Below are 12906 nucleotides of genomic sequence, written 5' to 3'. Positions count from 1 at the left end.
CGACTCCCCATGGCGATCCCGTGCTGGATGCGACGGACCCGGGCAGGATGGGCGAGGATGGTGCACATGCCCCTGTTACCTTCCCTCGGGCGAGTCGTCGGCATGGCGCTGCGCGGCACGCGGTTGCTCGGCAGAGGCACGGTGGGCGGCGGGCGCTGGGCGACCCGGCGGATCGGTCGGATGCGCGAGCGCGGCGCGGGCGGCGAGCGCGGCATGCTGCGCCTGTTCGACCTGCACGCCGCCTCCTGCGCCGGCGACACGCTGATCGCGATCGGGTTGGCCGGGACCATCTTCTTCGACGTTCCGCTGGGTGAGGCGCGCAGCAAGGTCGCGCTGTACCTGCTGGTGACGATGGTGCCGTTCGCACTGCTGGCGCCCGTGGTCGGACCGTTGCTCGACCACTTCCGGCACGGCCGCCGCTACGCGCTCGCGGCCACGATGCTCGGCCGGGCGTTCCTGGCCTGGCTGCTCTCCGACTACGTCCACGGTTTCGGGCTCTATCCCGCGGCGTTCGGCGTGCTCGCGCTCTCCCGCGCCTACGGCGTGGGGCGCTCGGCGGCGGTTCCCCGGCTGCTGCCGGAAGGGCTCGGACTCTCCCAGGCGGGCGCGAGAGCCAGCGTCTACGGGACGATCGCCGGTGCGCTCGTCGTCCCGCTGGGGCTGGCGGCGTTTGTGCTGGGCCCGGAGTGGCCGCTGCGGATCGCGTCGGTGATCTTCCTGCTCGGCGTGGTGATCGCGCTGCGGCTGCCACCACGCGCCGACTCCGACCCTCCGGAGACGATGCCACGGCTGCTCCAGCTCATCGGAGTACGCCGCGGGAAGCGCGAGCGAGTCCTCTCCGGCCGGCTGGTCACCGCCACCCTCCTCGGCAGCGCCACCCTCCGTGGCCTCTACGGGTTCCTTCTGCTCTTCCTGGCGTTCGCGATCAAATCCAGCGACCTCACCACGGACTTCCTCGGCCGGGAGTTGGGCGACGAGAAGGCGCTGGGGCTCATCGGCGGGGCCTTCGTGGTCGGCACGTTTCTGGCGACCGCCGCGGGCACCCGGCTCCGGATCCATCAGCCCGTCGCGCTGCAGGCCACCGGCCTCGTGGTCGTCGCCGCCACGGCAGCGGTCGCCACGTTCACGTACTCCCTGCTCACCGTCGCGCTCCTCTGTCTGACCACCGCGATCGTCAGCGGCATGGCGAAACTCGCCGTCGACGCCGTCATCCAGGAACGGCTGCAGGAGCGACTGCGGGCGACCGCCTTCGCCCATTCCGAGACGATCCTCATGCTGGCGTTCGTCGCCGCGGGCGCGCTGGGGCTCATCCCGTTCTACGGCCGGGTCGGGATCGGCGGCGCTGCCGCGTTCGCCCTCGTCGCCGCGGCGGCGGCCCTGACAACGGCGGCAGGGCTGCGCAGGGAACGTCTGAACGGTCGCGCCGCCTCCGACGCCGGCACGTCCCCCGACGCGCAGTCTCCTACCGCCCCGCCCGCCGGACCGACCCCGTCCGCGCCCGCCACCGAGTCGACAGCGCCGGTCGACGACTCACCGCTCGCCCCGCCGGGCTACCACATCTACCGGCCATCGTCGGCGGTCGACACCGACCCGGTCGGGCGCGAACCGGTCGGAGGCGGGGAAGAGCCCCGCCAGGAGTCCCCGGAGCCGAAGGGTTGAGCGGCCTCCTGCTGGTCACGGCCGTCGAGGCCGAGGCCGAAGCGCTCCGCGCCGGCCTCACCACCGGCGCGGTGACGGTCGCGGCGGTCGGGGTGGGCCCGGCCGCGGCCGCCGCCGGCACCGCCCGACTGCTGGCGTTCGCCGAGGCGGCGGGGCGCCCGTACCACGGGGTGGTCAGCGCCGGGATCGGCGGCGGATTCGCCGGTCGCGCCCCCGTCGGGACGACCGTGCTCGCCACGGCCAGCATCGCCGCCGACCTCGGCGCCGAATCTCCCGACGGATTCCTCACCCTCGACGAACTGGGTTTCGGTCGGATCTCCACCCCGGTCGATCCGGGTCTCTTCGCCACGCTGCGGGCCGCGCTGCCGCACGTCACGGTGGGTACGGTGCTCACGGTCAGCACGGTCACCGGCAGCGCCGGGAGCGCCCGGGCGCTGGCCACCCGGCACGCCGACGCGGTGGCCGAGGCCATGGAGGGGTACGGCGTGGGCTGCGCGGCGGCCGGGGCCGGGGTGCCGTTCGCGGAGTTGCGCACGATCTCCAACCCGATCGGCCCCCGTGACCGGGGCGCCTGGCGCATCCGCGACGCCTTCACGGCCCTGACGGCCGCCGCCGCCGCGCTCGAGCAGACCCCCGACAGGGAGGTCGGCGACACACGAGGGGACCCGGACGACGGGGACGCACCGGACAGGTGACTACGGTGGACGATGTGGCGCTCTCGCTGGCGATCTCGCCCTGCCCCAATGACACGTTCGTCTTCCACGCCCTGGTGCACGGGCTCGTGCCGGGCGCCCCACCCGTCGAGGTGACCTACGCCGACGTCGATATCACCAACACGGCCGCCGAGCGTGGCGCGTACGACCTGGTGAAGGTGAGCTACGCAGCTCTGCCGTGGCTGCTCGACGACTACCACCTGCTGCCCTGCGGGGGTGCGCTCGGGCGCGGCTGCGGACCGCTGGTGCTCACCGCCAACGGGCGCACCGACCTGACCGGCGCGACGGTCGCCGTTCCCGGCGACCGCACGACCGCGTACCTGCTCTTCCGGCTCTGGTCGGCGGAGCGGCCCCCGGCGCGCATCGAGGTGGTGCCGTTCCACGAGATCATGCCGGGCGTCGCGGCCGGCAGGTACGACGCCGGCCTCGTGATCCACGAGGCCCGCTTCACCTATCCGCGCTTCGGACTGACCGCCCTGGTCGATCTCGGCGAATGGTGGGAGAGCGACACAGGGCTGCCGATCCCGCTCGGCGCGATCCTGGCCCGCCGCGGCGTCGTCGATCCCACCGCCGCCGCGGAGTGGGTGCGGGCGTCGGTGCGGCAGGCATGGGCCAACCCCGAGGCGACCCGGGAGTACGTGCTGGCGCATGCGCAGGAGATGGAGCCGGACGTGGTCGACCGGCACATCGCGCTCTACGTCAACGACTTCACCGCGGATCTCGGGCAGGACGGACTCGCCGCGGTCGACGCACTGCTGCGCCGCGCCGCGGATGCCGGCCTGACCCCTCAGACCTCCAGTTCGCGGGCGACCGCGTGGACCAGCTGAGCCACGGTCTGCGCGGTCTTCTTGTCGGGGAACCGTCCCCGCCGCAGGTCCGGCTGCACCTTGAGCTCAAGCACCTTGATCATGTCCTCGACCAGGCCGTGCAACTCCTCGGCCGGACGGCGGCGCAGCTCCGCCATCGAAGGCGGGGCGTCCAGCAGCTTCACCCCGAGCGCCTGGGCGCCCTTGCGGCTGTCCACCACGCCGAACTCGATCCGCTGGCCACCCTTGAGTTCGGCGACACCGGCGGGCAGCGCTCCCTTGGGCAGGAATACGTCGCCACCTTCGTCGCTGGTGACGAACCCGTATCCCTTTCCCGCGTCGTACCACTTCACTCGACCCGTCGGCACCACTGACCTCGACTTCACTAAAACGGATGACGTCACAAGGCTAACTGGAGCGGTGGCGGAAGCGCCTCCGGGAATCCCGTCAGATCATCGATCACGGCGGCCGCGCCCGCCGACCGCAGCTCGGCGGCGGAACACGGCCCGGTGAGAACGGCCACGCCGGGCAGCCCCGCGGTCCGGGCGGCGACCATGTCCGCGACGTGGTCGCCCACGTACAGCCCCACGCCGTTGCTGATCAGGGCCGTCGCCTTCTGCTCGGCGAAGAGGTCACCCACCACCTCGTCGACCGCCAGACCCAGGTGGTCCAGGTGCAGCCGGGCCAGGCGGCCGAGCTTGGAGGTGACGACCACGATCCGGCCACCACGCGCGCGGATCAGCTCGAGCGCGGCGACCGCGCCGGGCAGCGGCACGGTTGGCGTGATCGCGTACGCCGGGTAGAGCGCCCGGTAGGCGTCGACCGCGGCCTCGACCTGGTCGGCCGGGAACCACCGCCGCAGTTCGTGGCGGAGCGGCGGTCCGAGCCGGGCGACCGCGGCGGCGGCGTCGACGTGGACGCCGGTCTGCGCGGTGAGCGCCCGGTAGGTGGCGGCGATCCCGGGACGGGAGTCGATCAGGGTCATGTCCAGGTCGAATCCGACCACCAAGGGTCGCCGCATGCCGAACCTCCTCCGCCCACGCTGTGTTCTCGATCATCGTGCCACGCCCGACGCGGCATCCAGCGCCCGCGAACGGCGTCGGGCCGGATAGCGTGGAACGACGATGGCCACCACACTCGCCGACCACCTGAGGTCGCTGCCCGACGAAGCCCTGGGCGCGCTGCTGCGGCTCCGCCCTGACCTGGTCATGCCCGTGCCGGCCGACCTCTCAGCGCTGGCCATCCGCGCCCAGTCGCGCGTCTCGGTCGCCCGCGCGTTGGACGGGCTGGACCAGTTCACCCTGCAGATCCTCGACGGCGCCCGACTGACCCGGGACGTCCGGGAGGGCACGACGTCGGTGGAGGCGGTGCTCGCCGCCGCGCAGGGCGCCGATCCGGCCGCCGCCCGGGCCGCGCTCGACCGCCTGCGCGCCCGCTTCCTGGTGTACGGCGCGGAGAACGCCCTGCACGTGGTGGCGAGCGTGGACGAGGTCTGCTCGCCGTACCCGGCGGGCCTGGGGCGACCCGCCGCGGAGCTGGACGAACGGACCGCGGCGATCTGCGCGGACCCGGCGCGGCTGCGCCGTACCCTGCTCTCCGCGCCGCCGGCCGCCCGCGCCGTCCTCGACCGGCTCGCGGCGGGCCCGCCGGTCGGCACGGTGAGCGCGGGGGCGCTCAGCGGCACCGACGGCGGCGAGTCCCCGGTGCGTTGGCTCGTGGACAACGGGCTGCTCGTCTCGATCACCGACGGCGCTTCGCCGCTGGGCGCCCCGGCCGACGCGGTGGAGCTGCCCCGCGAGGTCGGGCTGCTGCTCCGACGTGACACGGGGCCGCTGGGCCCGCTGCAGCCGACCCCGCCGCCGGTCGCGATCACCGGCCGGGAGCCGAAGGGCGTCGACTCCGCCGGGGCGGGGCAGGCGATGGAGGCGGTACGGCACACCGAGACGCTGCTGGAGGCGCTCGCCGCGGAGCCGGCCCCGGTCCTGCGTTCCGGCGGGCTCGGCGTGCGTGACCTGCGCCGCCTCTCCCGCACCACCGGAGTGGACGAGCCCACGGCCGCGCTGCTGCTCGAGGTGGCGTACGCCGCGGCACTCATCGGCGAGAACGAACTGCCCGGCGCGGGGAGCCGGGGCGCGATCGATCAGCAGGTGCTGCCGACCGGCGGGTACGACCTGTGGCGGGCCGGCTCGCTGGCGCAGCGTTGGGAGCAGCTCGCGCGGGCGTGGCTGGCGATGACGCGGCAGCCGGGTCTGATCGGCCAGCGCGACGAGCGGGACCGGCCGATCACGGTGCTCTCCGGCGAGGTGGAGCGGGCCGGGGCGCCGCCGGCACGACGTGAGCCGCTCGGTGTCCTCGCCGAGCTGGATCCGGGGTCCGCCCCCGCTCCCGAGGACATCCTGCGACTGCTCGCGTGGCGGGCCCCACGGCGCGGCAAGGGGCGGGAACCGGCGCACCGCGAGGCGCTCACCGAGGCGGCCCAGCTCGGCGTGACCGGGCTCGGCGCGCTGACGTCGTACGGCAGGCTGCTGCTCGCCGACGCGGCGGCGGCGCGGGAAGTGCCCGACGAGGATCCGCTGGGTCTGCGACCGGGCGCCGCGCAGTCACCGGGCGAGCCGTCGGCGACGGTGCAGACCCTCGACGGGCTGCTGCCCGCGCCGGTGGATCACGTGCTCCTCCAGGCCGACCTGACCGTCGTGGTGCCCGGTCCGCCCGAGCCCGAGCTCGCCGCCGAACTCGAGGTCGTGGCCGAGCCCGAATCGGCCGGCGGGGCCAGCGTCTACCGGGTGACCGGGGCGAGCGTGCGCCGCGCCCTCGACGCCGGCTACGGCGCGGACGACCTGCACACCCTCTTCCGTCGCCGGTCCCGGACCGCCGTGCCGCAGGCGCTGACGTATCTGATCGACGACGTGGCCCGCAAGCACGGCGGGCTGCGGGTCGGTTCGACCGGCGCGTACATGCGCAGCGACGACGAGGCGCTGCTGGCAGAGGTGCTCGCCGACCGGCGGTTGGCGGTGCTGTCGCTGCGCCGGCTCGCGCCGACGGTGCTCGCCACGCCGTACCAGGTGGGGCGGATGTTGGGCGCGTTGCGGGAAGCCGGGTACGCCCCGGTGGCCGAGGACGCCACCGGCGCCGCGATGCTGACCCGGCCCAAGGTGCGGCGGGCTCCGGCGCGGGTCCCGGCCGTCGCCCGGATGGCCGCCGCGCTGACCGCACCGAGGTTGACCGGCCCCCGACTGCTCGGCGTCGTCGAGCAGATCCGGCGCGGCGACGCGGCCGCGCGGGCCGCCCGGCGCGCGCCGGTCACTGTGCGCGCCACCAACGGGCAGACCGGTGGCGCGCTCAGCGTCGCGCAGGCACACACCCAGGCGGTCGCCGTCCTGCAACAGGCGGTCCGTGACCGCGCCCTGGTCTGGGTCGGGTACGTCGACACGCACGGGGCCACCATCTCGCGGCTGGTCCGCCCCGTCTCGCTCGGCGGCGGCTATCTGCGCGCGGAGGACGAACGGACCGAGATGCTGCACACCTTCGCGCTGCACCGGGTCACCGCCGCCGTGCTCGATGAATAGCGCGGGTCAGCGGCGGCTGCGCCGCACCGTGCCGACGATCGCGACGACGAGCAGCAGCGCGAACCCGGTGCCGAGCGATTCACCGACGGAGTCCACGAAGCCCTGGCGGAGCACCAGCCAGCCGAAGAGGAACCAGCCGAGCAGCAGCGCGGCGACGAACGCGTAGCAGATCATGGTGGCCCGGGACACCGGGTCGGCCGTGTCGGCCGGAACCGGCGGTCGTGCGTGCTTCGCCTCGCTGTCGACCGTCATGAGCCCCTCCCCGTCAGATGGCTACCGACAGTTCCAGACTCGCACCAGATCGACACATGTGACAGGGGGGTCACCCCGGCTCCGCTCCGGAATGGCACGGCGGACCCACCCGGGGGACCGCCGGGTCAGGTGCCCGGGCGCCGGCCGAAGACGTGCACGCGCGTGCCGATCTTGCCCAACTCCCAGAGCGTGCGAACGTCCCGCGGCAGCAGGTTGACGCAGCCGTGCGAGCCGAGCGACTTGTCGTGGATGTAGGTCGTCGTCTCGTGGAAGCCCATGCCCTGGGTGAAGTGCTGCCAGTACGGCAGCCACACCTTGTACGGGCGGGACCATTCCTTCAGGTTGCGGGCGTTGACCGTGTAGGTGCCGGTCGCCGTCTGGAAGCCGGCCATGCCGGTGCGGGTGACGGTCGGCGGCATGACCACCCTGCCGTCCCGTATCGCCCAGACGGTCTGCAGGGTCAGGTCGACGCAGAACGTCGTGCCCTTGCCGGCCTTGCACTTGCCGGTGTCGGTCGCGGCCAGACGCCGCGCCACATCGGCCGTGGTGACCCCGGCGCGGCCCTCGGCCGGGCGGATGCCGTACCGCTGCTGGAACTTCTTGATCGCGACGCAGTCGGCTGCGGACTGCTTGCCGTCCACGGTGACCGGGCCGAACCCGCCCAGTTTGTCCAGGTGGGTTTCCACGTCCCGCTGCTTCTCGCCCTGCGGGCACCCCGACCGGGTCTTGGCAGCAGTCCTGGTCGAGCCCGAGGCGCTCGGGCTGGCCGAGGCGCTCGGGCTGGCCGAGGCGGTCGGCTTCGGCGTTTCGACCTCGGCGCTCTCGGTGACGCTCGGCGCTGGGGTCTCCGTCTGGTTCGGCCCGGGCGCGCCGCTCGCCCCCGTTTCGTTGCCCGCAACCCCCGCCAACTGCGGCCGGTCGGCCCCGGTCGCGTCAGGTTGCGGATCGAACGCACACGCACCGGCGCCGACCAGCGTGACGACTGCGATGGCGGCGAGCCGCATGATGACACGTCCGTGACCCATTGAGCCCTCCCCAAGGCAGCTATCGTCTCCCTAGACGCATGCAACTGCCGATACGGTTGCGGGAGCCGGAGATTTTCTCCAGTTCGTTACCTGCTTTTCGGCAGTCACCCCGCTGATCTGAGCAGCGGCCGTCGGTCATTTCCCGTGCAACACTGGAGGGTCTTCCACAGAAGGGGAACAGACCGTGAGCGGTGGACCGCTGATCGTGCAGTCCGACAAGACCCTGCTGCTGGAGATCGACCACCCGGACGCGCACGCCTGCCGGATGTCGATCGCCCCCTTCGCCGAGCTGGAACGCTCGCCGGAGCACGTGCACACCTACCGGCTGACCCCGTTGGGGCTGTGGAACGCCCGGGCGGCCGGCCACGACGCCGAGGGCGTGGTGGACGCGCTGCTGAAGTACTCCCGCTACCCGGTCCCCCACGCGCTGCTCGTCGACGTCGCCGAGACGATGGATCGCTACGGCCGGCTGCAACTGGTCAACCACCCCACCCACGGGCTGGTCCTGCACGCGTTCGACCGTGCCGTGCTGACCGAGGTGACCAAGAGCAAGAAGCTGGCCGGGATGTTCGGCGCCCGGGTCGACGAGGACACGATCGTGGTGCACCCGTCCGAGCGGGGCCGGCTCAAGCAGGGCCTGCTCAAGGTGGGCTGGCCGGCCGAGGACCTGGCGGGCTACGTCGACGGCGAGGCGCACGAGATCGACCTGGCCGAAGCCGGCAAGGACGGCAAACCGGGCTGGACACTCCGCTCGTACCAGCGCGAGGCGGTGGACCAGTTCTGGGCCGGCGGGTCGGGCGTGGTGGTGCTCCCCTGCGGCGCCGGCAAGACGCTCGTCGGCGCGGCGGCGATGGCCGAGGCCAAGGCCACGACGCTGATCCTGGTGACGAACACGGTCGCGGGACGGCAGTGGAAGCGCGAGTTGATCGCGCGCACGTCGCTGACCGAGGAGGAGATCGGCGAGTACTCGGGCGAGCGCAAGGAGATCCGCCCGGTCACCATCGCCACGTACCAGGTGCTCACCTCGCGGCGCGGCGGCACCTTCACCCACCTCGACCTCTTCGGCGCCCGCGACTGGGGCCTGGTCATCTACGACGAGGTGCACCTGCTCCCCGCGCCGATCTTCCGCTTCACCGCCGACCTGCAGGCGCGCCGCCGGCTCGGGCTGACCGCGACGCTCGTGCGCGAGGACGGGCGGGAGGGTGACGTCTTCTCCCTGATCGGGCCGAAGCGCTACGACGCGCCCTGGAAGGACATCGAGGCCCAGGGCTGGATCGCCCCCGCCGAGTGCACAGAGGTACGGGTCACGCTGACCGATGCCGAGCGGATGACGTACGCGACCGCCGAGCCGGAGGAGCGCTACCGGATGGCGGCGACCGCCCGCACCAAGCTGCCGGTGGTGAAGTCGCTGGTCAACAAGCACAAGAACGACCAGGTGCTGGTCATCGGCGGCTACATCGACCAGCTGCACGAACTCGGCGAATATCTCAACGCCCCGATCGTGCAGGGGTCGACCACCAACAAGGAGCGGGAACGTCTCTTCGACGCGTTCCGCTCCGGCGAAGTCTCCACCCTGGTCATCTCCAAGGTGGGCAACTTCTCCATCGACCTGCCCGAAGCGGCGGTGGCGATCCAGGTCTCCGGCACCTTCGGATCGCGGCAGGAGGAGGCGCAACGGCTGGGCCGGGTGCTGCGCCCCAAGGCCGACCGCCGGCAGGCGCACTTCTACACGGTCGTCTCCCGCGACACCATCGACACCGAGTACGCGGCGCACCGCCAGCGCTTCCTCGCGGAGCAGGGCTACGCGTACACGATCGTGGACGCGGACGACGTCCTGGCCTGACCGCCGGAGTCAGGCGGGCACCTCAGGGCCCCCGGCGAGCAGGTCGGCCATCAGGTCGCCCTGCTCGTCGACCCTGACCAGCACCTCGGCGGCGGTGAACTGGCGCACCGCGCCCTTCTTCCCCTTCGTGACGGCCTCCACCTCGGACCAGGTCAGCGGCGTCGACACCGAGGGCAACGGCTGCGCCCGCAGCGAGTACGGCGCGACCGTCGTCTTCGCCGCGCTGTTCTGACTCCAGTCGATGAAGACCTTGCCGGGGCGCAGCTTCTTCGCCATCTTCGACGTGATCGACTTGGGCGCGCTCCGCTCCAGCTCCTCGGCGACCCGCCGCACATAGCCGGCGACGACCTCGGCCGACTGCCGCCCCGACACCGGGGCGCAGAGCTGCATGCCCTTCTTCCCCGACGTCTTCGGATAGCTCGTGATCCCGTCGTCGGCCAGCCGGTCACGCATCAGCACGGCGACGGCGCAGCACTCCGGCAACCCGGCGGGGGCGCCGGGATCGAGATCGACCACGAGCAGGTCGGGGTCCGCGCCGATTTTCCACTGCGGAGAGTGCAGTTCGAGCGCGGCGAGGTTGGCGAGCCAGACGAGCGTCGGCAGGTCGTCGGCGACGACGTAGTCGACCGTCTCGCGATCCTTGGTCGAGCCGGGCGCCGGAAGCCGTTTCCGGCGCACCCAGTCGGGCGTGTTGGCCGGCGCGTTCTTCTCGAAGAACGACTGACCGTCGACGCCGTTGGGGAAGCGGATGCGGGTCAGCGCCCGGTCGCGGATGTGCGGCAGCAGAACGGGCGCGATCCGGCTGTAATAGTCGATCACCTCACCCTTGGTGAAGCCGACCGCCGGGTAGAGCACCTTGTCCAGGTTGGAGAGCTCGAGCTCACGGCCCTCGACCTCCACCCGGATCTTGTCAGCCGGCATCGTCCACGTCCTCGGGGGCCAGGTCGGGACGGAACCGTAGGAAACGCGGGAAGCGGAGTCGCCCGTCCGGCGTCCGCTGGCTGTACTTCACCTCTATCACGGTTTCCGGTCTTACCCAGATCGCGCCCCGGGCATCCTCGCGCGGCACCGGCACCGCGAACGGCGCGGTGGGCACGCGTAACGGCTCCAGGATCGCGAGCAGCTCCCGTTCGGCCACCGCCCCGATCCCCCCGCCGACCCGGCCCCGGAAGACCAGCCGGCCGTCCGGTGTCGGCACCCCCACCAACAGGCCGCCGATCTTGCGCGCACCCGGACGCCATCCGCCGATCACGAAGTCCCGGGTCAGCTCCAGCTTGACCTTCACCCAGTCCGGCGTGCGCAGGCCGGCGCGGTAGGCCGAATCCAGCCGCTTCGCGACCACCCCTTCCAGACCGTGCTCCTCGGCGGTCGCCCAGGTCGCCGCCCCGTCGGTGAAGCTCGGCGGCACGGCCCATCGCGGCCCGGCGAGACCGAGCTCCTCCAGCGCGGCGCGTCGGTCGCGGTAGGACCACGCGGAGAGGTCGGCGCCGCGGAGCCGCAGCAGATCAAAGATCATGTACGTCACCGGCAGCGTCGCCGCCAGGCGGCCGGCCCGCCCCGGTTCCCGGACGTGCATCCGCTCGGCGAGCGCGGTGAACGACGGCACCCCCTTGTCGGTGAGGACCACGATCTCGCCGTCGAGCAGCGCGTCGTCCACGCCCGCCGCGAGCGGCGCCAGCTCGGGATATGCGGCGGTGATCTCGGTGCCGGAGCGGGCGTAGAAGCGGCCGGCGCCCCCGGCCAGGTCGGCGACGGCCCGTACGCCGTCCCACTTGAACTCGTAGCCCCAGCCGGCGCCAACGGGCAGCTCACCGGTCGTGGCGAGCATCGGCTTGAGCGGCACGCCGGACACGCCCTCACTGTAGATCGACAGCGAAGTGCTCGCGTCCGGTTCGTTTCAATGCGACCCTGTCAATACCGGGCTGACCAGGAAGTTCGGCGGGGGTTCCGGATGGTCGCGGTGGGCCTGCCCCACCCGGTTGGGTAAGGAGTGGGGATGCGGGCTATCTGGAAGGGTGCCGTCTCGTTCGGTCTGGTGTCCATCGCGGTACGGCTGTACTCCGCGACGGAGGAGAAGGACATCAGGTTCCACCAGGTGCACCGCGAGGACGGTGGGCGGATCCGCTACAAGCGCACCTGCTCGGTCTGCGGCGAGGAGGTCAGCTTCGACGACATCGCCAAGGGCTACGACATCGGCGGCGGCGAGATGGTCATCCTGACCGACGAGGACTTCGCCGAGCTGCCGCTGACCACCTCGCGCGCGATCGATGTTCTGGAGTTCGTTCCCGCGGAGCAGGTCGACCCGATTCTCTACAACAAGGCCTACTTCCTGGAGCCGGAGGGCGCCGCCACCAAGCCGTACGTGCTGCTGCGCGACGCGCTCACCGACTCGGACCGGGTGGCGATCGTCAAGGTGGCGCTCCGGCAGCGGGAGCAGCTCGCCACGCTGCGGGTGCGCGAAGGGGTGCTGCTGCTCAACACGATGCTCTGGCCCGACGAGGTGCGCACCGCCGACTTCGGCTTCCTCGACGAGGACATCCAGGTGCGCCCGCCCGAGTTGGCGATGGCGAGCTCGCTGATCGACTCGATGGCCGGCGAGTTCCAGCCGGACGAGTACAGCGACAACTACCGGACGGCGCTGCAGGAGGTGATCGACGCCAAGGTGGAGGGGCGGGAGATCGTCCAGCCCGAGGAGGTCGAGGAGGCACCGGCGGCGGCGGTGGACCTGATGGCCGCGCTGCGCGCCTCGGTCGACCGGGCTCGGGCGGCGCGCGGCGAAGCGCCGTCGGAGGGGGCGAAGGAGCCGACGCCGATCTCCTCGGCGAAGTCGGCGAAGAAGGCCGCGCCGGAGAAGAAGGCCGCGCCGGAGAAGGCGGCGCCCGCCAAGAAGGCGACCCCGAAGAAGACCGCGGAGAAGAAGGCGGCGCCGGCCAAGAAGGCCGCATCCAAGGCCACCGAGAAGAAGCCGGCGAGCAAGGCGACGAAGAAGGCCGCCGAGCCCGCCAAGAAGACGGCGCGCAAGTCCGCCTGACCATCCTTGCC

Annotated in this window: 12 protein-coding genes; 6 read left to right on the top strand and 6 right to left on the bottom strand. The window is 72.4% G+C overall.

Going from position 1 to position 12906, the window contains the following annotated elements; translation table 11 throughout:
- Nucleotides 1–57 precede the first annotated feature (57 nt).
- Genes AB0J06_RS11960 through AB0J06_RS11950 form a run of 3 tightly spaced genes read left to right on the top strand, consistent with a single transcriptional unit; the run spans nucleotide 58 to nucleotide 3199 of the window.
- A complete protein-coding gene (locus AB0J06_RS11960) occupies nucleotides 58–1659 on the top strand; it encodes an MFS transporter (protein ID WP_357427452.1) in 1602 nt (533 codons plus the stop codon).
- Nucleotides 1656–2354 carry a futalosine hydrolase gene (locus AB0J06_RS11955; RefSeq protein ID WP_357427450.1) on the top strand — a complete coding sequence of 233 codons (699 nt, stop codon included), beginning with the start codon at nucleotides 1656–1658 and terminating at the stop codon, nucleotides 2352–2354. Before AB0J06_RS11960 ends, AB0J06_RS11955 begins: the two co-directional genes overlap by 4 nt.
- 14 nt (nucleotides 2355–2368) lie before the next feature.
- Nucleotides 2369–3199 (top strand): 1,4-dihydroxy-6-naphthoate synthase, encoded by an 831-nt coding sequence (locus AB0J06_RS11950; protein WP_357427534.1) that lies wholly within the window; start codon nucleotides 2369–2371, stop codon nucleotides 3197–3199.
- On the opposite strand, the gene AB0J06_RS11945 is transcribed toward AB0J06_RS11950, so the two are convergent.
- Nucleotides 3160–3546 (bottom strand): cold shock domain-containing protein, encoded by a 387-nt coding sequence (locus AB0J06_RS11945; protein WP_357427448.1) that lies wholly within the window; start codon nucleotides 3544–3546, stop codon nucleotides 3160–3162. The two genes, AB0J06_RS11950 and AB0J06_RS11945, sit on opposite strands and share 40 nt — an antisense overlap.
- Nucleotides 3547–3578: 32 nt before the next feature.
- Nucleotides 3579–4199, bottom strand: a complete 621-nt coding sequence (locus AB0J06_RS11940; protein WP_357427446.1) for an HAD family hydrolase — start codon at nucleotides 4197–4199, stop codon at nucleotides 3579–3581.
- A gap of 103 nt (nucleotides 4200–4302) precedes the next feature.
- On the opposite strand from AB0J06_RS11940, the gene AB0J06_RS11935 reads away from it, so the two are divergent.
- A complete protein-coding gene (locus AB0J06_RS11935; protein ID WP_357427444.1) occupies nucleotides 4303–6744 on the top strand; it encodes a helicase-associated domain-containing protein in 2442 nt (813 codons plus the stop codon).
- Nucleotides 6745–6750: 6 nt separating this feature from the next.
- Here the strand turns inward: AB0J06_RS11935 and AB0J06_RS11930 are convergent, their stop codons facing one another.
- The gene (locus AB0J06_RS11930; RefSeq protein ID WP_357427542.1) at nucleotides 6751–6996 is read right to left on the bottom strand and encodes a hypothetical protein; all 246 of its coding nucleotides are present in this window, start codon (nucleotides 6994–6996) and stop codon (nucleotides 6751–6753) included.
- Nucleotides 6997–7121: 125 nt separating this feature from the next.
- Nucleotides 7122–8021: a L,D-transpeptidase gene (locus AB0J06_RS11925; protein WP_357427442.1), complete on the bottom strand. Its 900-nt coding sequence runs from the start codon at nucleotides 8019–8021 to the stop codon at nucleotides 7122–7124.
- A 184-nt stretch (nucleotides 8022–8205) separates the two neighbouring features.
- Between AB0J06_RS11925 and AB0J06_RS11920 the strand changes: the two genes are divergently transcribed.
- Nucleotides 8206–9864 carry a DNA repair helicase XPB gene (locus AB0J06_RS11920; protein ID WP_357427440.1) on the top strand — a complete coding sequence of 553 codons (1659 nt, stop codon included), beginning with the start codon at nucleotides 8206–8208 and terminating at the stop codon, nucleotides 9862–9864.
- 9 nt (nucleotides 9865–9873) lie between these two features.
- Here the strand turns inward: AB0J06_RS11920 and ligD (AB0J06_RS11915) are convergent, their stop codons facing one another.
- The gene (ligD, locus tag AB0J06_RS11915) at nucleotides 9874–10785 is read right to left on the bottom strand and encodes a non-homologous end-joining DNA ligase (RefSeq protein WP_357427438.1); all 912 of its coding nucleotides are present in this window, start codon (nucleotides 10783–10785) and stop codon (nucleotides 9874–9876) included.
- Complete coding sequence (gene ligD, locus AB0J06_RS11910; protein WP_357427436.1) at nucleotides 10775–11716, bottom strand: non-homologous end-joining DNA ligase; 942 nt, start codon at nucleotides 11714–11716, stop codon at nucleotides 10775–10777. The genes ligD (AB0J06_RS11915) and ligD (AB0J06_RS11910) overlap by 11 nt, the downstream gene beginning before the upstream one ends.
- A gap of 144 nt (nucleotides 11717–11860) precedes the next feature.
- Between ligD (AB0J06_RS11910) and AB0J06_RS11905 the strand changes: the two genes are divergently transcribed.
- Nucleotides 11861–12895 carry a Ku protein gene (locus AB0J06_RS11905; protein ID WP_357427434.1) on the top strand — a complete coding sequence of 345 codons (1035 nt, stop codon included), beginning with the start codon at nucleotides 11861–11863 and terminating at the stop codon, nucleotides 12893–12895.
- The last annotated feature ends 11 nt before the right edge of the window (nucleotides 12896–12906 follow it).

Origin of the sequence: Micromonospora sp. NPDC049679 (assembly GCF_040659735.1) — a bacterium.
Lineage (GTDB): Bacteria > Actinomycetota > Actinomycetes > Mycobacteriales > Micromonosporaceae > Micromonospora_I.
Note: the sequence above shows the minus strand (reverse complement) of the source record. Positions and strands in the feature narration are given on the sequence as shown.

What these genes read in the sequence shown, in the direction of transcription:
- AB0J06_RS11960 (WP_357427452.1), top strand. Translation starts at nt 58, where the DNA reads ATGGTGCACATGCCCCTGTTACCTTCCCTCGGGCGAGTCGTCGGCATG.
- AB0J06_RS11940 (WP_357427446.1), bottom strand. Translation starts at nt 4,199, where the DNA reads ATGCGGCGACCCTTGGTGGTCGGATTCGACCTGGACATGACCCTGATC.
- AB0J06_RS11935 (WP_357427444.1), top strand. Translation starts at nt 4,303, where the DNA reads ATGGCCACCACACTCGCCGACCACCTGAGGTCGCTGCCCGACGAAGCC.
- AB0J06_RS11930 (WP_357427542.1), bottom strand. Translation starts at nt 6,996, where the DNA reads ATGACGGTCGACAGCGAGGCGAAGCACGCACGACCGCCGGTTCCGGCC.
- AB0J06_RS11925 (WP_357427442.1), bottom strand. Translation starts at nt 8,021, where the DNA reads ATGGGTCACGGACGTGTCATCATGCGGCTCGCCGCCATCGCAGTCGTC.
- ligD (WP_357427438.1), bottom strand. Translation starts at nt 10,785, where the DNA reads ATGCCGGCTGACAAGATCCGGGTGGAGGTCGAGGGCCGTGAGCTCGAG.
- AB0J06_RS11905 (WP_357427434.1), top strand. Translation starts at nt 11,861, where the DNA reads ATGCGGGCTATCTGGAAGGGTGCCGTCTCGTTCGGTCTGGTGTCCATC.